This window comes from Desertivirga arenae, from assembly GCF_017355785.1.
Lineage (GTDB): Bacteria > Bacteroidota > Bacteroidia > Sphingobacteriales > Sphingobacteriaceae > Desertivirga > Desertivirga arenae.
In genome coordinates this window covers 49081-70021 of sequence record NZ_JAFEWE010000005.1, presented here as the reverse complement: position 1 = coordinate 70021, position 20941 = coordinate 49081, and the positions used below count along the sequence as shown (strand labels likewise).

10 protein-coding genes are annotated in these 20941 nt (G+C 40.3%); all 10 read left to right on the top strand.

Annotation, left to right across the window (positions count from 1 at the left end):
- Positions 1 to 7: 7 nt before the first annotated feature.
- The 10 genes from J4N24_RS12240 to J4N24_RS12195 all read left to right on the top strand — a co-directional run bounded on the left by J4N24_RS12240 (position 8) and on the right by J4N24_RS12195 (position 20909).
- Positions 8 to 1942, top strand: coding sequence for a RagB/SusD family nutrient uptake outer membrane protein (locus J4N24_RS12240; protein ID WP_207533977.1), 1935 nt, complete (start codon positions 8 to 10; stop codon positions 1940 to 1942).
- A 19-nt stretch (positions 1943 to 1961) separates the two neighbouring features.
- Positions 1962 to 4865, top strand: coding sequence for a SusC/RagA family TonB-linked outer membrane protein (locus J4N24_RS12235; RefSeq protein ID WP_207533976.1), 2904 nt, complete (start codon positions 1962 to 1964; stop codon positions 4863 to 4865).
- A 19-nt stretch (positions 4866 to 4884) separates the two neighbouring features.
- The gene (locus J4N24_RS12230; protein WP_207533975.1) at positions 4885 to 6681 is read left to right on the top strand and encodes a RagB/SusD family nutrient uptake outer membrane protein; all 1797 of its coding nucleotides are present in this window, start codon (positions 4885 to 4887) and stop codon (positions 6679 to 6681) included.
- 26 nt (positions 6682 to 6707) lie between these two features.
- Entirely contained in the window at positions 6708 to 7715 is a 1008-nt protein-coding gene (locus J4N24_RS12225) for a DUF5627 domain-containing protein (protein ID WP_207533974.1), read from the top strand.
- Between the two features lie 22 nt (positions 7716 to 7737).
- Positions 7738 to 9492, top strand: a complete 1755-nt coding sequence (locus J4N24_RS12220) for an endo-1,4-beta-xylanase (RefSeq protein WP_207533973.1) — start codon at positions 7738 to 7740, stop codon at positions 9490 to 9492.
- A gap of 140 nt (positions 9493 to 9632) precedes the next feature.
- Entirely contained in the window at positions 9633 to 10373 is a 741-nt protein-coding gene (locus J4N24_RS12215; protein WP_207533972.1) for a hypothetical protein, read from the top strand.
- Positions 10370 to 13141: a TonB-dependent receptor gene (locus J4N24_RS12210; protein ID WP_207533971.1), complete on the top strand. Its 2772-nt coding sequence runs from the start codon at positions 10370 to 10372 to the stop codon at positions 13139 to 13141. The genes J4N24_RS12215 and J4N24_RS12210 overlap by 4 nt, the downstream gene beginning before the upstream one ends.
- Complete coding sequence (locus tag J4N24_RS12205; protein ID WP_207533970.1) at positions 13138 to 14271, top strand: DUF4249 domain-containing protein; 1134 nt, start codon at positions 13138 to 13140, stop codon at positions 14269 to 14271. The genes J4N24_RS12210 and J4N24_RS12205 overlap by 4 nt, the downstream gene beginning before the upstream one ends.
- A gap of 39 nt (positions 14272 to 14310) precedes the next feature.
- Positions 14311 to 16728 carry a hypothetical protein gene (locus J4N24_RS12200; RefSeq protein ID WP_207533969.1) on the top strand — a complete coding sequence of 806 codons (2418 nt, stop codon included), beginning with the start codon at positions 14311 to 14313 and terminating at the stop codon, positions 16726 to 16728.
- Between the two features lie 221 nt (positions 16729 to 16949).
- Positions 16950 to 20909: a hybrid sensor histidine kinase/response regulator transcription factor gene (locus J4N24_RS12195; protein ID WP_207533968.1), complete on the top strand. Its 3960-nt coding sequence runs from the start codon at positions 16950 to 16952 to the stop codon at positions 20907 to 20909.
- The last annotated feature ends 32 nt before the right edge of the window (positions 20910 to 20941 follow it).

The window sequence follows — 20941 nt, the reverse complement described above, 5'->3', positions numbered from 1 at the left end:
GAATAAGATGAAAAATTATTATAGAATAATATTTGCGCCTCTGCTTGTAGCGATCATTGGCGTAGGCTTAAGTTCATGCCAAAAATATCTTGATGCGGCTCCGGCCACTGCTATATCTAACGAGGAAGCATTTAAAAATTTTAGAAATTTCCAAGGATTTACCGAAGAATTGTATAATGCTGTCCCAATAATCAGCGGATCAACGGCGCACAATAGCTGGAATTTCGGCGAGGATGAACTTTGGCAGACAAATGACAACAGGTTAGTAGCTTACAGAATAGATCAGGGAGATTTCTTTGGTATTTATAATTCTGTCTTCGGTTCCTGGTTTAATCAACGTAATGGCAACAACGATAACGCTAGTAATACCAGCAGGGGTGATAAGGGTGCACTTTATGGTCTTGCATGGTATGGCATTCGCAAAGCAAACATAGGCCTGGCAAATCTTGACAAACTGGTTGATGCAACTCCTGAGGAGAAAAAGTTGATTGAAGGACAATTATACTTCTTCCGCGGGTGGTTTCACTTTATGTTAGCGCAATACTGGGGAGGACTACCTTATATTGATGTATCGCTTCCAGCAGATCAGGCTCCTCGTATCCCTCGATTAAATTACCATCAAACGGCTGACAAAATTTCTGCTGATCTAAGAAAGGCAGCTGACCTGCTACCTCTCGACTGGGATCTTATTCCTGCTGGTGCTGCTACAAAAGGAAATAACGACCGTCGGATTAATAAGATCATGGCGCTCGGATTTCTCGGGAAAAATCTCCTGTGGGCTGGAAGCCCTCTGATGAATGAAGAGTCTACCGGCGTGAACGCATATAACGCAGACTACTGTAAAAAGGCAGCAGATGTTTTCGCAGAGGCGTTGAAGATTTGTGAGGCCACTAACAGATATCGATTGGTGCCTTTTTCAAATTATACGGAGATATCTCTAACATTTGCGAAAGCTGGTTTGATTCCCGGAGCCCCTATTGTAAACGGAGAACGATATGTTGAGGCTATTTTTCAGGAAAATCCTCTTGAAAATACTCGTTTCGCTAATAATCAGATAAATGATTATCGCCCCCAAACAATCAAATCAACTGGATTAAAGGTTTATCCCACAGCTAATTATATTAGTTATTATGGGATGAAGAACGGTCGTCCGATACCGAACCCTTCTCAGCCACAACTTGATCCACTTTCAGGTTGGGACCCCCAATACCCATGGAAAGACCGGGATCCTCGGTTTTATCATGACATCATGTTCGACGGCGAAAAGGCTGTAAATAACGCAGCAAATGTAGGGAATAACGAATTTAGGCAATATGCGAGTTTGTTTACCGGCGGTCATATGAGAACTTTCGACGGTGCAACTGCTGCTTTCACTGGTTATATGTTGTCCAAATACATCAATAAATTAAATAACAACTGGGACGGCTTCGCGGGTAATAATAACGTAGTTGTTTTCAGTTTTCTTCGCTTGGCCGACATGTATTTGATGTACGCCGAAGCAGCATCCGAAGGTTATAATTCACCTCAGGGAAAAGCTCCGGATTATAGTAAAACTGCTGTTGATGCGGTGAATTTTGTGAGGGACAGGCCTGGTTTGGGTGTAGGTCACGTTGCTCCTGAGTATATAGCTTCACAAGACAAGTTTCGTGAAGAATTGAGAAGAGAGCGGGCTGTTGAACTAGCCTATGAAGGACACAGGTTCGTCGATCTACGTCGTTGGAAACTGGTAGATAAATTACCTTATACGCTCAAGACAGCTGTTCAATTTGATCGGGTAACTCCAAATGCACAAGTATATGCTGATCCGAAAAACGCCCGCGTTGCGAATTTTAGAGAAACGGTATTACTGGAAAGAAAGTTTACCAGCCGGCATTACTGGTTCCCATTCCCAACATCTGATGTAAATATTTATGAGGGTTTTAAGCAAAACCCAGGTTGGTAGTCTCAAGATAACGTACAACATGAAGAAAAAAATTATAAGATCTTATTGTATTCTTTTAGCTGCATCTCTGGCTGCGTCTGGAATCCAGGCACAGGAGTCCAGGTCAGGGACTAAAGTTCAGGAATCCAAAGATAGAGTGCTGGATCCAACCCAGGACAGCATTATAAATGTAGCGTTTGGAAAAGTTGCAAAGCGTGACGTTCTGGGTGCTGTATCGTCGGTAAACATGTCCGATTTGATCAGGAAAAGTTATAGTACCAATAGTTTAGATAATCTCCAGAGCCTTGTGAGCGGTGTCACCGGCGCGAATGTTTGGGGCCAGGCACCTCTTATATTGGTAGATGGAATTCCCCGTCGCACTTTTGATGTCAACATGGTAGAAGTTGAGTCTGTTACCGTTTTGAAAGATGCTAGCAGCATTGCGCTTTACGGTAGCCGTGCCTCAAAAGGTGTAATACTTGTGACCACAAAAAGAGGATCTGTTAAGCCTCTTACAGTTGATGTGCGTGCCAATGGTGGGTTAAATGTGCCTAAGGGTTATGCAAGTTACCTTAACGCTGGTGAGTATATGACACTGTACAACGAGGCCTTAAGGAACGATGGGTTGACAGGACGGTTCTTCACGCCTGAGGAAATATACAATACTCAGGCAGGTGTTAACCCTTTCCGTTATCCAGATCTTAATTTGTTATCATCTGAGTATTTGAGAAAAACGACTTATCGTACAGACGTTAATACTGAAATTTCCGGTGGCGATGAAAACGCTAAATATTATTCAAATATCGGCTTGGGTTACAATAATAACCTGTTAAAGTTGGGTGAGGCTAAGAATAATAACGATCTGAGTTTTAACCTGAGGGCTAATGTTGATATGAAGATTACTAACTGGTTGAAAGCAACAACTGATGCTGTTGTGCGCGTAGATAACAACTATTCGGCCAGGGGTAACTTTTTTGGGGCTGCGGCAACATTACGTCCCAATGATGAGTGGTTCTCTTATTTAATTCCTATAGACAAGCTGGATCCTAATAATCCACAATTACAAACCATAGCTGCCAACAGTAATCATATTATTGACGGAAAATATTTGTTAGGCGGTTTATCAACCAGACAAACTACTGATCTCTCACAGATTCTGGCCTCTGGCTATATCAAAAATAAACAGCGTACATTCATGTTCAATTTCGGTGCAGACGCAGATTTGAGCGGCGTAACGAAAGGTTTATCGTTTAGTACACGATTTAGCATGGATTACAGTTCAAGATATACTGAAGGATATTCTGTAAGCTATGCTACTTACCAGCCTACCTGGCAAACAATTGATGGTAAAGAGATGATCACTAGTTTGCAACAGTTTGGCAACGATGTTGTAAGTACAAATGAATTTATCGGCACTTCTTTATATAATGAAACCATTTCAATTAATCCTCAGCTTAATTACCAGCGCAGTTTCGGTCAAAAACACAATGTTAGTGGAAAGTTGCTTGCATGGGGCTGGATGACCAGGATATCTAGCGATGCTGATACCGATGCAGGTAGTGACTATCAACCGATTAGAAACACGAATCTCGGTATGCAGGCCGGATACAACTACCGTCAAAAATACTATGTTGATTTCACAGGTGCTATAGTCCATTCTGCCAAGCTACCCAGAGGTAATCGCAGCGCTTTATCTCCTACCCTAAGCTTAGGATGGCGTATTAGTGAGGAAGATTTTTTCAAGAACAATATACCATTTGTTAACGACCTGAAATTCACAGCCAGTTATTCCGCTTTAAAACAGGATCTGGATATCACTACCTCTTCAGCAAATGGTCCTGCTGATTATTATCTATGGGCCGGAAACTATACAACCACTAACTGGGTTCAATGGCAAGATGGTACATCTGCCGGGGCCTTCATTCAGGCAGCCGGTGGTGCGAACCCTAATCTGAGTTATATTGATCGTAATGAGTTCAGAGCTGGCTTTGATGCCTCACTTTTCAAAGGATCTGTAAACCTGAACGCAAACTATTTCCGTCAGGATACAAAGGGACTTCTTTCACAAGGTTCAGCAACAGTTTACCCATCTTATTTTACAAGCAATGGTTCTTTTCAGCCTTGGATGAACTTTAACAATGACATGCGTACCGGGGTCGATTTTTCAGCGAACATTAATAATAAACTAGGCAAATTGAATTATTCACTCGGCTTTGTTGGAATGGTATATAATTCTGAGGCAACAAAAAGGGACGAGGTTTTCGAAAACTCTTATCAAAACAGAGTTGGTAAGCCCTTAGATGTTTACTGGGGTTATATTGCAGAAGGCTTGTTTCAAAGCCAGGCCGAGATAGATGCTCATGCAAGACAGACATTTGGAGGTACACTGAAACCAGGTGATATTAAGTACAGGGATGTAAATGGTGACAATATAATTGATAACCGAGATGAAGTAGATTTGGGTAAGAACGGTTTTTCAGCCTCTCCCTTTAATTACGGTCTAAACTTAACGCTAAATTGGAAGAACTTCAGCTTTTTTGCTTTAGGTTCTGGACAAGTGGGCGCGATCGGTTATAAAAATACCTCAAATTATTGGGTTTCAGGTGCTGGTAAGTATTCTGATGTGGTTCTCGGTCGCTGGACTCCTGAAACCGCTAATACTGCAACTTATCCTCGCTTAAGTACGAATAGTACTACCAATAATTTCAGGAACTCAACTTATTGGATGTATAAAAACAATAGGTTTGATTTAAGAAGGGTTCAATTCACCTACGATTTTAACAAAGCTACTTTTAAAAAGGCTCAATTTATTCATGGTCTGAGTGTATACTTGAACGGCGACAATTTACTGGTTCTATCCAAAGAACGTAAGTTAATGGAAACCAATATCGGAACTAGTCCCCAGACCCGTTTCTACAACCTGGGTATGAAAGCAACTTTTTAAACGATAAATGAAAGAGATCATGAAGATAAAATTAATACTATTTGGGCTGCTTGCCTTGACCTTTAGCGGTTGCAAGAAGTTGCTTGAGGAGGACCTCCAACTTGTCAGGTCGGCAGATCAGATTTATGTCGATCCAGTATTTGCTCAAGGCTTTGTTCTGCAAGCATATAGAACAATTCCGCCATATTACAATAACAGTGATTTAGCAACCGACGATGCCGTGGTTAACCTTTCGGCTAATGCTTCGCTTACTGCATTTCGTCAGGTTGCTACAGGCTCCTGGACACCAACCAATCCAACTATGAGTGTTTGGAATGGCTCGTATTCTGCCATCCTGTATGTTAATCAGTTCCTGGCTAACTCTAACAAATCAAGATTTGCGAATGACCCGGCTGCAAACAAGCTTTTAAATTACAGAATGAGAGGTGAAGCGTTTGGACTACGTGCGCTTCACATGTACTTTCTGTTGAGAAATCATGCTGGGGTAACACCTGACGGACAATTAATGGGAGTGCCAATTGTTACTGATTATCAGGATCCAGCTTCAACTGACTTTAACCAGCCAAGAGCTACTTTTGATGCATGTGTAAAGCAAATTTACAGCGATCTTGACAGTGCGGAATACTATCTGCCTACGGAGTACGTAGATCTAACAGCTGCCAGTCAGATTCCTGCTCAATACGCGTCAATTACGCAAAACTTTGCCGCATACAATCAAGCGATGGGTAAAACTTTCAGACAACTATTTAACGGGCTGATAGCTAAGTCTGTCAGATCAAGGGTTGCCTTGCTCGCTGCTAGTCCTGCATTCCAACATGCATCCAATCCTGCAACATGGGAACAAGCTGCAAATGCCGCAGCGTCAGTTATCACTTATAAGGGTGGCCCAAATTCTTTAGTGCGTCCTACAGGTCAGCTTCCTGGGCATACGTTTTACGATAATCGTGCAGAGATTGATGCCCTATCACAAGGTGATAATCCCCACGAGATGATCTGGAGAGAAGTTCGCCAAAATACTAACAGTGATCGCGAGACTCAAAACTTTCCACCGAGCTTATTCGGAAATGGAGTTATTAATCCAACGGAAAACCTCGTAGAGGCATTTCCTATGGCAAATGGATATCCGATAGGTCATGGTAGTAGTGCCTACGTTGCAAGCAACCCTTATGCAAATAGAGATCCACGGTTACGCGCTTATATTTTATACAATGCTCACCCTGATTACGCTGCTATTAGAACAGGTAGCCAATCTGGCACGGCCGATGGTATAAACGTGAGGACAACTTCTACCCGTACCGGTTATTATCTAAGGAAAACACTTCGCTGGGATGTTTCTTTAACTCCCGGATCTGTAACAGGAAGAAACCGTTATAATCCGCGTATTCGCTTCACCGAAATTTGTTTGAATTATGCTGAGGCAGCAAATGAAGCCTGGGGACCAAAAGGGAGTGGTCCTAATACATTTTCAGCTTATGATGTAATCAAGGCTATCCGTACTAGGGCTGGAGTTGGAACATCTAATAACCACGCCTATTTAGAGGAATGTGCTACAGATAAGGCTAAGATGCGCGAGTTGATTAAGAATGAACGTCGTCTGGAATTATCTTTTGAAGGCTTCCGTTTTTGGGATATACGCCGTTGGAAGGAAAGCCTAACTAAACTAAATGAAACAGCTCGCGGCTTAGATATAAATGGAAATATTTATACTCCAATTAATGTAGAAGAAAGGGCATTTCAAGATCACATGATTTACGGGCCTATTCCATATTCAGAAGTGTTGAAGTATAGCAATTTAAAACAAAATGCTAACTGGTAATGACCCACAGTAATTTATTATTCAAAATGAAAAAAGTTAAAATATTCACCGGATTAGTAGCTGCTTTGATTACTGCAACCGGTTGTTTGAAGAACAAGGATATTGATCATCCTGATTTTGATTATCAGGCGGTATATTTTGCCTACCAGTACCCGGTACGTACAGTTGTTTTGGGCGAGGATTTATTTGTAGATAACACATTAGATAATGAACGTAAGGTTGAGATTAAGGCTACAGTCGGTGGAACACGCGACAATAAAAAAGATATCGCTATAAACTTCGTGGTTGATAACTCGCTCTTAAATAATCTAAATTTCTCAACAGGCGGTAGCATAAAACCTTTACCTGCAAATTATTATTCGCTGGCATCGAACCAAATAACGATTCCAAAAGGGAGTCTGCTAGGAGGAGTTCAGGTTCAGTTAACAGATGCATTTTTTGCCGATCCCGATGCTATCAGGAACACTTATGCTCTTCCGATAAGGATGACAGGGGTACAAACGCGGGATTCGATTTTAGCAGGTAAAAATTTCGTTTATTATGCACTAAAGTTTGTTAATCAGTGGCATGGGAATTATTTAAGAAGAGGTATAGATGTTATGACTAATGGTGCAACCACCAGAAATGTGAGACGGCATGCTGATTATGTCGAGCGAGATGAGGTTAATCTGTTAAACACTAAGGGGTTGAGTCAGTTAGATTTCCCAGTGGTTTTTAAAGATGCACAGGGGAATAACTTCTCTTGTACTTTGTTATTAACATTCGACAATGCGGGAAAGTGTACTATCACAACTAATACAGCAAAATTTACTGCAACCGGAACAGGGGCATTTGTAAAAAAGGGCGAAAAGAAGAGTTGGGGAAACATAGACAGAGATGCGCTCTATCTTGATTACCAAGTTGCCTATACCGGTGTAAATGTAGGGTCTGGATCGAGTGCCACGACTATTACCGGAAGTGTTGCTACAAAAGACACTTTGGTTATGCGCGACCGGGCTGTAAAATTTGAAGTGTTCACACCAGTAGCGCAGTAGTTACATTAAAACGGAAAGAATTATGAAGATTAATAAACTCACTGCTGGTATTGCGATGTCTATCGCCCTGTCTTCTCTGTTTGTTGCCTGCTCTGAATTTGAGCGTCGGGAGTTCAGCATAGAAAAACCGCAATCTCTGATTGATCAGGAAGCATTAGATGCTTATAAAGAACTAAAAACATACGTCAACTATAGTAATCAGCCTAACTTTAAGTTAGGAGTGGAGCTTAATTTGTCTGAAGTTGCTGAAAACTCACCGTTTTACCGTACGATGCAAAGTCATTTTGATGAGATTAACTTTACAAGATTAAATCATATGGACTTTGTATCAGCTACCGGTGCACCTGTTATGGATAACATCACTGCTGCATTAGAGGTAAATAAATCAGCAGGTATGGCAGTTCATGCAGGGCATCTTGTTCAGCATAGCAATCAGAATGCTGCGTACCTAAACAGTTTGATTCCCGACCTTATTATTCCTGGTCCAACCGGCACCTACCTGGTTGAAAATTTCGAAAGCAGGACTGTTGGAAGTTCATTTCCTGTTTACTATTCGACAGCAGACGTATCTGGTACTGCAAAAATATCTACAGATCCGGTTGCTGGAGCATCAAACAGTGGTAAGACATTAAAGCTTGATGGGCCCCGTGCTTTTCCACAGTATCAGGTTAATTTGCCAACGGGAGTAACTTTGGGCGACTGCAGAAAGCTTTTGTTGGATGCCAATGCTGCAGCTGGAAATCAAGGGGCGGGGATTAGCCTAGGAATATCAACGACTTTCGGAGCGGTTCCCAGCGGGCGTTTCAATAAGTTTAACCCAGGTAAAAGTTTGGAGGCCATTGGTGCAGTAACTAATGTGTGGGGTAGGAATTTAGAGCTGGATCTTTCCACCTTCGCTTTTACCGATGCTGAAAAACAACTGAATAGTTTTGTTTTGACATTCGGTAATGAAACTGGTGGAGCAAATATGCACTTGGACAATATAAGGCTAACATGGGCGAAATTTACGGTTATACCAAAAACTCAGGCAGAAAGAAAAACCATTTACACAGCCGAGCTCGATAAGTGGATTAAAGCTGTTGGAGCGGCGGGAAAAGACAAGATTAAGTCCTGGAGCGTTGTTTACCAACCACTCGATGATACAGATCCAACCAAATTAAGAACCGGTGTAGGGATGGGTAGTCTTCCAGCAAATACGTTTTATTGGCAGGATTATCTTGGTAGGGATTATGCAGCTACGGCTATTAAAATGCTTAAGCAATACGCAAACCCCTCCGACAAGATCTTTATTACAGAAACTAATCTTGTTGATAATGTTGCAAAAATTCAGGGATTGAAGGACTATATTGCTTATACAGAAAGCCAGGGAGCTAATGTTGATGGAATTGCAACAGAATTAGCATTAAATGTAACTACTGTAGATAAGACTAAAGTCGAAGCGATGCTTCAAGCGTTAGCGGCCACCGGAAAGTTAATTAAAATATCTGCTCTGGATATTGGTACTGGAGGTAATACCGCTGCTGCAACGGCAGAACTGTACCAACAGCAAGCAGAAACATATAAATGGTTTGTTAAGGCATATAATACACATATACCTGCGGGGCAGCGCGCTGGTATCACTTTCAGAAGTCCATATGATCGAATTTCAGGTGATTCCTGGAGGCCAAATGAACCTGTGGGTTTATGGACAAGAGGTACCTCTGGTAGTACAGTTAATGCTGGATATCAAAGAAAACCCGCTTATGTTGGGGTTGTAGAAGCCTTTCAAGGAAAATAATAAGCCACCAGTTTATTAGTAGAGAGATGATTGAGAAAGATCATCTCTCTCTTCATCGCCTAAATAGCTCTACCAAAACATTGAGTGCTTTTCCTGGAATAAAGGAAATAGTTTCTCTCCTTACTAACCGACCGATAATCATGAAACAATTGCTATTTTTTCTTCTGATCATATTCTCAGAACTGCCTGTGTTTTCTCAGGGATCGGGTGACAGCTTATTTGTTGCTGGCGTCCTGAAGAATGCTAAGGAAAGTTATCCGAGTCTCCTTAACCGTGTAGCACCACTCTATAATGGCAGAGAGTACAATCCGTCCGGGCAAATTAGTGATAATGAACATCTTTTTTTTATAGATGATGTATATGCGTCAGGGATAATAGGGTATGAAGGATACATTTACAAAAACGTTAAAATTAAGTATGATCTTGTTAAAGACCAGTTAGTCCTATTGCATTTCGACGGGGCTACTCCCACTACTGTAATACCCGACCAGGTAGACTTTTTTTCTTTACACAAGCACACTTTTATTAACCTTAAAGCCAGCTCTGGGAGAAATGAAGGAGAGAGCAGCATTAAGCCCGGATATTACGACCAATTATATCATGGAAAGATCAGCCTTCTTGCGAAGAGAGTAAAATCAGTTGCAGAAAAAATCACCCCAACTCAAGTTGAGAAACATGTCTCTGGGGAAGACAAGTATTATCTATTCAAGAATTCGCGATACCTAAGCATAAAAAGTAAAAAGGCTTTCTTAAAACAACTTCGATCAACACAGGCTGAAAATCAAGAGTACATCAAGAAAAATCAGCTTAATTTCAAGAAGGATAAGGAAAAAGCAATGGTTGAACTGGTAAGGTTTCATGACTCAATAGTTCAGTTATGAGAAATATTTACACCTGTTTCTTTATTTCCCTGGTCTCGATTTCCCTGCCGATATTGGCTTGTGCCCAAAGTATTGGCCAGAAGTTCAATATACATTTTAAAAATGGTAATTTAGAGGAGCTGGTGAAAGCAATCGAGTCGAAAACGTCCTACCATTTTCATTATCAAGCCGACTTGTTTGACAGTTTGAAAGTTGCAGGTGATTTTAAAGAGGCTACAGTTAAAGATATTCTAGACAGGATTTTTTCGGCCACTGATTTTCAGTATGCTATTTATAAGAATGAAATTTTTCTAACCAAAAATATTCGCATTATTACTACCCTTCCATTCCAGATGTCGACGGAAGAGGAAACAAAAGTTATTGATAATAAAGCTTTGGTCGCAGATCTTACTTCATCAGAACCTTCTGTTTCTACTAATGTCAGCTATAAAGTCTACCCAGTGGGAAGAAATATAAATCCCGCGAAGAGGACCGCAACGGTGGCTGGTTACATTAAAAACTCAAAAACAGGAGAGCCAATCCCAGGGGTACATGTTTTTATTAATAAACCCAGAGTTGGAAGCATAACCGATGGTTTTGGCTTTTATACGATCACTCTCCCTAAAGGAAGACATGAACTTAATATACAGGCTATAGGAGTGGAGGATACCCGACGGCAGATACTAGTTCAGGGTGACGGTAAATTAGATGTAAGTGTCGAGGAAGAACGTCTGGCATTAAAAGAGGTAATGATAACCTCCGATAAAACTGCAAATATCCGTAGAACACCTATGGGGATAGAGAAGCTTGATATAAATACGATCAAGCAAGTTCCGACAGTGTTTGGAGAGGCGGACATCTTAAGGGTTGTTCTTACTCTCCCGGGGGTTAAGTCAGTAGGTGAGTCCAGCACTGGATTTAATGTCCGGGGCGGCTCGGTTGATCAAAATCTGATACTTTTCAATGATGCCACAGTTTTTAATCCCTCTCATTTTTTTGGTTTTTTCTCTGCATTTAATCCGGAAGTAGTGAAGGATGTACAGCTGTATAAAAGCAGTATTCCTGCAAAGTACGGAGGCAGGCTTGCATCTGTACTTGAACTAAGCACCAGGGAAGGTAACAAAAAAGAGTTTACAGGAACAGCGGGTATTGGATTAATCACTAGTCGCTTAAACTTTGAAGGACCGCTTATCAAAGATAAAAGCTCCTTCATGTTGGGTGGAAGAACTACCTATTCCAACTGGATCATGGATATACTGCCTAAGAAGGCCGGATATCATGGAGCAAAGGCGGCCTTCTATGATCTTAACCTGAATATCAACCATCAGCAAAATGAAAGGAACAGCTTTTATTTTACTGCTTATCTTAGCAGTGACAAATCAAATCTGGGTACAGATACTACCTATCGCTACAATAATCAGAACTTTTCCCTTAGATGGAAGCATACGTTTAACAATAAGTTATACAGTGTTATCTCGGGCGGTACAGACAATTATGGCTATGAGAATTATAGTAGATTCCATGAGGAGGTTGATTATAAACTAAAATTTAGTATTGAACAAACCCACTTTAAAACCACCTTCAGCTACTACCCTAAGTCGAAATTAAGTCTTGAATTTGGGGGTGGTACTATTTATTATAAAAGTAAACCAGGCTCGATAGAACCATATAATGAAAGATCTTTAGTCTTACCGGATATACTAGCGCAAGAACAAGCTCTTGAAAGTGCTGTTTTTGCAGAGCCAAAATACGACCTAAGCAATGACATTACCTTAAATGCAGGGTTCCGTTATTCTTTCTATAGCAGACTAGGGCCTGGAAATGCTAACTTCTATGCCCCTGGACTTGCTTTAACCGACGTGAACATTGTTTCTGAAAAACAATATCCGAAAGGCAAGTCTATGAAAACCTATCAAGGGCCTGAATTCCGGTTGGGTTTACGATTTGCTTTAACTCCAACTTTTTCAATTAAAGCAGGATATAATACACAAAGGCAATATATACACATGTTGTCGAACACTACTTCTATGTCTCCTACGGATGTCTGGAAGTTGAGCGATATAAATATAAAACCTCAGAGAGGTAATCAGGTTTCGCTAGGGATTTACAAAAATTTTAAGTCTAATACTGTTGAAACATCCATCGAAGGCTATTACAAAAATATCACGGATTTTTTAGATTATAAGAGCGGGGCAGTATTGATCTTAAATCACAAGGTCGAGCAGGATGTACTACCAACACAGGGGAAAGCTTATGGCGTAGAGTTTCTGGTAAAAAAGCTCACCGGAAAGTTGAATGGATGGATAGGTTATACCTATTCAAGGACATTCCTAAAAACCGAAGATGTAACGGGAGCCAATTCTATTAATGATGGTAAGTACTACCCATCAAATTACGATAAGCCTCATGACTTCACACTTATTGGAAATTATCGTTTCTCACACCGGGTAAGTTTTTCTTTAAATACCACTTATAGTACAGGCAGGCCAATCACTCTTCCTGTTGGTAAATATTATTATGAGGGCGGGCAGCGGCTGTTGTATTCAGAGAGGAATCAGTATCGTATACCTGATTATTTTCGTTCTGACATATCAATTAACGTGCTCGGAAACCATAAAGTTAAACAACTAACTCATAATTCCTGGACTTTTGGAGTATACAATTTGACAGGGCGGAAAAATGCCTTTGCAACCTTTTTTGCCAGTGAGAACAAGGTCATTAACGGATATAAGCTATCCATTTTTGGTTCAGCTATTCCCTTCGTAAACTACAATATTCGGTTTAAATGAAATCATATATAGCTCTTATTATCATTCTGGTTATTGCAAGTGCCTGCAGGGAATCTTTCAGTCCAGAGGTGGATGCTCATTTTAGGAATCTTCTGGTCGTTGAAGGATATTTAAATATTGGCGACTCTACAACTTTCATCCTTAGTCGTACAGGAGATTTAAAAGACTGGCAAGGCCGTATTCCGGAAGCTGGTTCAAGGATAGAAGTTCAGAATCATCAAACCACGGTGATCTCGGGTACTACCAGTGAGAAAGGGGATTGCTTGCTGAAAACCACCGGTTTAAATCTGAACGAGACTTACCGGATAAAAATAACTACAAAAGATGGCAGTGTTTATCAAACAGATTTTTTGGAAAGCAAAGTCACACCCGAAATAGATAGCATCAGCCGTAGAATAGAGAATGATGGCTTTAAATTGTACGTAAGTACACACGACCCTTCAAACAAAGCAAGGTTCTATTCATGGCATTTCCAGGAGACATGGGAAATAACAACACCTTTTTTTTCTCTTTTAGAACTCAAGAATGGGAGAATTGTTGGGCGTGACAGGTCTATTAATATTAACCGTTGCTGGCAAGGCAACGGTTCTTCAGCGATACTACTAAGCTCCACTGAGCGTCTATCAGAGGATAGAGTTTCTCAGGCTCCCCTAACTTTTATTAAAGGTAATTCAATTAAGCTAAATCTGTTGTATAGCATTCTTGTAAAACAATATGCTCACACGCGTGAGGGCTATCAATATCTTGAAGATATGAAAAAGAACACAGAGGAGATCGGAAGTATTTTTGACCCTCAACCTTCTGAGCTTAAAGGCAATATTACTTGTGTCACAAATCCGGAAGAACAAGTACTCGGATGGATCGGAGCTGGGACTGTCACGGAAAAGAGAATTTTCATTCATAGAAGGGAAAGATTACCAACATGGTCATACAGGGAGGAGGCTTGCGAATCAAGAGACGTACCTCTTGATAGCGTGCTCATTTATACTACCGCCGGCTATTTGATAAAAGACTATGCTCCCTTTGACCCCATGAAAGGCCCTCCTACTCATGCTACAATGACCAGAGATAAGTGTATCGACTGCAGACTAAAAGGAAGCAATGTGAAACCTCCGTACTGGCCTGATTAAATTCAAATATCTCTTATGCCCGGAATTACAAAATATAAATTGAACAAGATAATTTCCATAACTATCATGAAGAATGGGTTTTCTCTTTTATTGGTTTGCCTACTACTTCCGTTTTATGTCCTAGGTCAGAAGTTTGATTCTACATCGATAACGCATAAGTTCAACTCTTATCTTAAAAATACATTTCAAGAGAAGATCTATGTTCATACTGATAAGTCGTCATATATTTCGGGAGAAATTATATGGTTCAAAATCTACAATGTTGAAGCTTACACAAACCGTCCTATAAGTTATAATAAAGTTGCTTATGTTGAAGTTTTTGATGAGCAAAATACAGCAGTTCTTCAGACAAAGGTGGATTTATCCGATGGCTCCGGCTCTCTATATATACCTATAACTCTTGCTACCGGAGCCTATACCTTAAGATGTTATACAAGTTGGATGAAGAATTTTGACCCTTCCTTCTACTTCTATAAAGATTTAGCAATCTATAATTTTTTAACTAAAGAGGAGGTATTGGGAACGGCCGTCAGAAAGAAATACGCTGTACAATTTTTCCCTGAAGGAGGGAATCTTGTTCTGGGTTTAAAAAGTAAAGTAGGATTTAAAGCTGTGGATAGTGAAGGTAACACCTTTCACTTCCGCGGTTGCATTGTAAACCCCTCTGGTGACACAATTGCAAGATTTAGTCCTTCTGGTGATGGTATAGGTACCTTTTATTTTAGGCCGGAGCAGATTCAGGATTACCAGGTATTAATAACACCGGTTAATGAAAAGCCATTTTCCGTACAGCTTCCAAAAATCTTTGAACGAGGGGCAGTGATGTCGACAACGTTCGGTGCCGACTCAATATTAAATATATCAGTTCAGTCCACCCTCGAGAGCGAAGGCAGCTATACCCTTTTTGTTCATACAGGTTATCACACTGTATTTACCCAAACCCTAAGTAGTAAAAGTATTGCAGAAGGTTTTAAGGTTCCATATAAGGATTTAGGGGAGGGTATTTCTCATTTAACGCTTTTCAATAATGCCCAACAACCATTATGTGAACGTTTATATTTTAAAAAGCCTTTGAAGCTTGCAAGCGTTGAAGTTTTAACAGACAAGAAGAATTATTCATCCAGGGAACAGGTAAAGGTTTCAGTGAGGGAAACAGTAAGAGGGAAAGCCTTAAAAACTAGTTTTTCCATCTCTGTTTTCAAGGTTGATTCAATAGCTACCCCTTATGATGATATTTCCACACACCTTTTATTAAGCTCAGAACTAAAAGGGCGGATACCACGGGTCTCGTCTTATCTGAGAGAATATTCAGAAGAAAAGATGGATCATTTAATGCTAACTCATGGTTGGAGAAGATTTAAATGGGAAGATATTATTCAAGAGAAGAAACCTGATCTTAGATTTTTCTCTGAGCCGCAAGGACATATTATAAGCGGCCGGATTTTAGAAAAGGAGACAAACCGACCTCTCGCTGACCGGAACGTTTTTTTATCGATTCCGGGACAGCGAATTCAGTTTTATACCGCTTACGCCGATAAGTCAGGGGAATTTAATTTTCTAACAAAGGATTTTTCTGATAGTCCATTGGGAGTTGTTGTTCAAACAGATCCCCGAATTGATAGTCTGGCAAGGATAGAGATTAGGGGACCATTCTCCTCTAATCATTCCGATTATACGCCCGCCAAGTTCAATTTCAAAACTTCTGTAGAAGATCTTCTTCAACGAAGTGTTGCCATGCAAGTTAATAATGCTTTTAATGGAAGACTGCTCAATAATCGAATCCCTCGAACAATAGATTCCACTTCTTTTTATCACCAACCCGAAAAGATTTACAAATTAGATAACTATGTCAGGTTTAAAACGATGGAGGAGGTTCTGCGCGAATATGTTTCTGAAATCAATGTCGCGGTAAGAAAAAAGGATTATTACTTAAGTGTATTCGACAAGGAAAGGAATGAATTCCATTCATCGTCTCCATTGATTCTGGTAGATGGAGTGCCCGTTTTCGATGATGGCACAACCCTTATAAAAATCGACCCCTTAAAGGTTAAGCAGCTAGAGGTAGTTAGTAATGGATATATTTATGGAAACAACCGTTTCTCAGGGATAGCCAGTTTTCGAACTTTCAAGGGTGACTTAGGTGGTTTAGCATTGCCTACACACGCTACAGTGATAGACTATGAAGGAGTACAGGAGGAAAGAGCGTTTTACTCCCCCATGTATGATGGAGATTGGATGACCTCTTCAAGGATTCCGGATTATAGAACTACCTTGTTTTGGAATGGAACTAACGAAACCAGCCAAGAGGGAACCGCCACTGTAAACTTTTTTACCTCAGATTTGACCGGCAAGTACAACGTAGTGGTGCAGTCGTTGTCGGAAGAAGGGTACAGTGGCTCGCAAGTTGCAGAATTTGAAGTATTTAGCGAAAATGCTGCTATGAGAAACGATAAATAAAAATCAGTTTTAGTGCAAAAAAAAGGAGCCTTGAACATTTGTACCATCATCCTAAACAATGTGTGCTAGCCATAAGGCCCCATAAAATTAATTTTACCTATCTCCTAAAAGAATAAAGGAGGCACTAACCAATATGATCTGAAATGCTTAAGCTGAAATATCTGTATTTCATAGTTTTTTTTGTTCTATTTCCCTCTCTGATTTTCTCTCAGGAAAATGAAATGAATTTTATGAACCTGGGTAGCAGGGAAGGTCTTTCTTCAAATATTGTTACGTCTATACTAAAGGATCGATTTGGCTATCTGTGGTTTGGAACCGATGATGGTTTAAATAAGTTTGATGGAAAACAATTTACTGTTTACCGGCATAATGTAAAGGATTCAAATAGTATCGCCTCCAACGATATCGTAGATCTTTATGAGGATGGGAAGGGGAACTTATGGATTGCTACCAGTTCTGGGGTGATCATGTATAACAGGAGGATGGATTCTTTTATAAATTATAATAAACTAATTCGCAATCCAATTTTATCCATAGCTACTGGCCCTGATGGTAGTCTCTGGATGGGAACTTATGGTGCTTTAATCCTATTTAATCCTGTGACATCAAAATTTACTTATTTCTATTCCAATGATCCAGCTGCACGTGCGGCTGTTTCAACTACTATTCAGAGGGTATTTACAGATAAAAGTGGTAGTATGTGGCTTGGAACCAGTAACGGCCTTTATCTTTATTTGGAGAAATCAAATTCTTTTAAGAAGTATGTGCATTCTGACAAGGACAGTTCAAGCTTAGCCAACAACGCTGTAAAATCCGTTATTCAAGACCGTAAAGGTAATATTTGGGTAGGAACAGATAGCGGTCTAAGTATGTTGCTTCCAGATGGTAGCGGGTTTACTAATTATAAACATACCCCGAGCGAGCATAGCTTAAGTAGTAACATAATATACTCCCTGGCTGCAGAGCCAAATGGCAGAATTTGGATTGGAACTGAAGAAGGCCTAAATATTCTTGACCCTTCAAGTAAGGTAGTTCGTCGGATCAGACGTAATCATAGAAATCCCTATAGTTTAATAGGTAAGGCTGTTAATTCAATTTTAATTGACAGAGAAGGTATTTCATGGGTAGGAACCTATCGCGGCGGTATTAACAAGTATGATAAGAATCTTCCAACTTTCAACCTTCGTCAGAGTAATCCTTCTGATCCTCTTGGACTTAGTGCTCCGGTTGTTACCTCATTCGCTGAAGTTAACCGTTCGGAAATTTATGTGGGAACAGACGGAGGGGGAATTAACCATTTCAATCGTAACACAGGCCTCTTTAAAAATATACCATTGTCGAATTCAGGGAAAGGCAAGGCCGTTCTTGCAATGGAAGGTGTGGGTGCAGAAATTTGGGTAGGAACTTATCTGGACGGGCTTTTTGTTTATGATACAAAAACGGGTGAAATCCGGCGGATAAGTGCAGGCCTTGGTTCGAGAAGCATAAGTGGTCCCAGTGTTTTTTGTATAAAAAAGGATAGCAGGAACAACATTTGGCTTGGCACCAATGGCCAGGGCGTCACCTTTTACGATTCTTCAAAAAAATCGTTCCGACATTTTTCACAGTCTGAAAGGGGAGGGGATATTATAATGGCGAATGGGTACATCCGAGCTATCGAAGAAGATCATGAGGGGAATTTGTGGATCGGATCCCGCGGTGGTGGTATTGCTGTTTATAATCCTATAAGTAATAAATCGTTAATTTTAAATTCTGCCAATAGTAAATTACCCAAAGATAATGTGAACGCAATATGTGTAAGTTCGAACGGAACTGTTTGGGTAGGTATGAGCGAAGGAGGGTTGGCGTATTACGATTTAAGAAAGAAACAATTTATACCCTATTCCGAAAAAGACGGACTCGCAAATGAAGTGATCTACAGGATATTGGAGGATAATTATGGAAAGATATGGGTAAGCACGAATAAGGGATTAAGTAGTTTTGATCCTGGGCTAAAAAAATTTAGAAATTTTTCATACCACAACGGTTTACAGCGTAGTCCATTTGTTCTGGGCTCAGGGATGAAAGTATCGGATGGGACCTTGTTTTTTGGTGGCGTTGATGGCTTTAATTACGTAAATCCTGGTGCCTTGCATTTTAATAGGAACAACCCAAGAATTGTTCTTACCGACCTTAAAATTTCAAATAAAAGTGTTCTTCCATCTCCTGATGCTGAAATTAATGAGCATATTTCCATATCCAAGCGGATAAAATTAGATTATAAACAGAACTTTTCCTTGAGTTTTGCAGCACTGAATTTTACCTCCCCCCAAGAAAATAGATATATGTATAAGCTGGAAAAGTTTGACAGGGAATGGAACAATGTGGGAGCTCTAAATACGGCAGTTTATACAAACCTTGATCCTGGAGAATACACATTCTACGTAAAGGCTGTAAGTGCAAATGGTAATTGGGTTAGTCCCGTCACCACCATAAGAGTTTCTGTTAGACCGCCATTCTGGCTAACCTACCCGGCCTATTTTTTCTACTTTTTAATTATTGGTTTGGTTTTATGGCTCATCCGCCGTAGAGGAATCCAAAAGCTGGAGGGGAAATTTGCCATAGAGCAGGAACGACGTGAAGCTGAACGTGTGCATGAATTTGATCAACTAAAAATAAAGTTCCTTACAAATTTAAGTCACGAGTTTCGCACTCCTATTTCCTTAATTATGGGGCCAGTAGAGCAATTGCTGCAGCTCGAAACCAGTACTAATAAACATGGCCAGTTAAGCATGATCCGCAGGAATGCAAGGCGCCTGCTAAATCTTGTTAATCAGTTGCTCGATTTTCGTAATATGGAGGATCGTGAGTTACGACTGAATGTAATTGAAGGGGATTTTATCGCCTTTGCGCGAGATGTTGCAGAATCATTCAGAGATTACTCTGAAAGAAGGCAGATCAACTTTGAATTTAACAGCCAGGTCAGATCCTATTTCACCAATTTCGATCATGAAAAGGTGGAACGTATATTTTTTAATCTGCTTTCAAATGCCTTTAAATTTACCTTGAAGGGCGGACTAATTACTTTCAGGATAGAAGATTCAGATAACGGCCTTAAGGTGCAGGTTGCAGATACGGGTATAGGGATTGAAGAAAAAGCACACGACAAAATATTTGAATCTTTCTTTCAGAGCAATTCAGGTTCTGCTATTCTTAACCAGGGAAGCGGTATAGGCCTGTCTATTACCAGAGAGTTTGTTAATATGCATGGGGGCAGTATCGAAGTGCACAGTATCGTCGGAAAAGGTTCAGTATTTTCCATTCACTTCCCATTTAATCGCATTGAAAGTCCCGGGAGCTTAGATGAAGATGAACCGGAATTGATGCACGAAGGGAACCCTCAGGATCATTTATTGGGAGCAATTGCAGATTCGCAATTGCCGGTAGTTCTACTAGTTGAGGATAGTGACGATTTCAGGTTTTATCTGAAGGATAATCTAAAGCGAGCCTACCGCATTGTTGAAGCTTCTAATGGTAAGGAAGGTTGGCAAAAAACGCTTTCTTCTCATCCCCAGCTAGTGGTAAGTGATATTAGCATGCCTCATGCCAGCGGAATAGATCTATGTCGTAAGATAAAGGCCGATAAACGAACCAGCCATATTCCTGTGCTATTATTAACTGCTTTGACGGGGGAAGAAGACCAGTTGTTAGGATTAGAGACCGGTGCAAATGATTACATGACAAAACCCTTTAATCTGGATATCCTGAACGTTAAAATCCGGAATCTTTTAGCACTTAACGAAAGACTTAAAAAGACTTATACCAAGCAAATTAAGATGACAAGTCCTGAGGTGATAATCGAGTCTGAAAATGAAAAGTTCCTGAATAAGGTCATACTGTACATTACATCAAATATCAATAATCCCCAATTGTCAGTAGAAGATTTGAGCCGGAATATGGGAATGAGCCGGGGATCCCTATATAGTAAAATTCTAGAACTAACAGGGGAAACTCCAATTGAATTTATCAGATCTATAAAACTGGATAGAGCTGCCGTTCTTCTGGAAAAAAGTGATATGAATATTGCTCAGATAAGTTATTCAGTTGGCTTCTCGGCTCCAAATTATTTTGCCCGCGCATTCAAGATACGTTTTAACATGCTACCTTCAGAATACATCATATCAAAAAGAGGAAGTAATTGATAACAAATTATAAGTTGCACCTGTAGAAGTTA

Coding starts and splice junctions, on each gene's coding strand:
- J4N24_RS12240 (WP_207533977.1), top strand. CDS start 8: ATGAAAAATTATTATAGAATAATATTTGCGCCTCTGCTTGTAGCGATC.
- J4N24_RS12230 (WP_207533975.1), top strand. CDS start 4,885: ATGAAGATAAAATTAATACTATTTGGGCTGCTTGCCTTGACCTTTAGC.
- J4N24_RS12210 (WP_207533971.1), top strand. CDS start 10,370: ATGAGAAATATTTACACCTGTTTCTTTATTTCCCTGGTCTCGATTTCC.
- J4N24_RS12205 (WP_207533970.1), top strand. CDS start 13,138: ATGAAATCATATATAGCTCTTATTATCATTCTGGTTATTGCAAGTGCC.
- J4N24_RS12220 (WP_207533973.1), top strand. CDS start 7,738: ATGAAGATTAATAAACTCACTGCTGGTATTGCGATGTCTATCGCCCTG.
- J4N24_RS12225 (WP_207533974.1), top strand. CDS start 6,708: ATGAAAAAAGTTAAAATATTCACCGGATTAGTAGCTGCTTTGATTACT.
- J4N24_RS12195 (WP_207533968.1), top strand. CDS start 16,950: ATGAATTTTATGAACCTGGGTAGCAGGGAAGGTCTTTCTTCAAATATT.
- J4N24_RS12215 (WP_207533972.1), top strand. CDS start 9,633: ATGAAACAATTGCTATTTTTTCTTCTGATCATATTCTCAGAACTGCCT.
- J4N24_RS12235 (WP_207533976.1), top strand. CDS start 1,962: ATGAAGAAAAAAATTATAAGATCTTATTGTATTCTTTTAGCTGCATCT.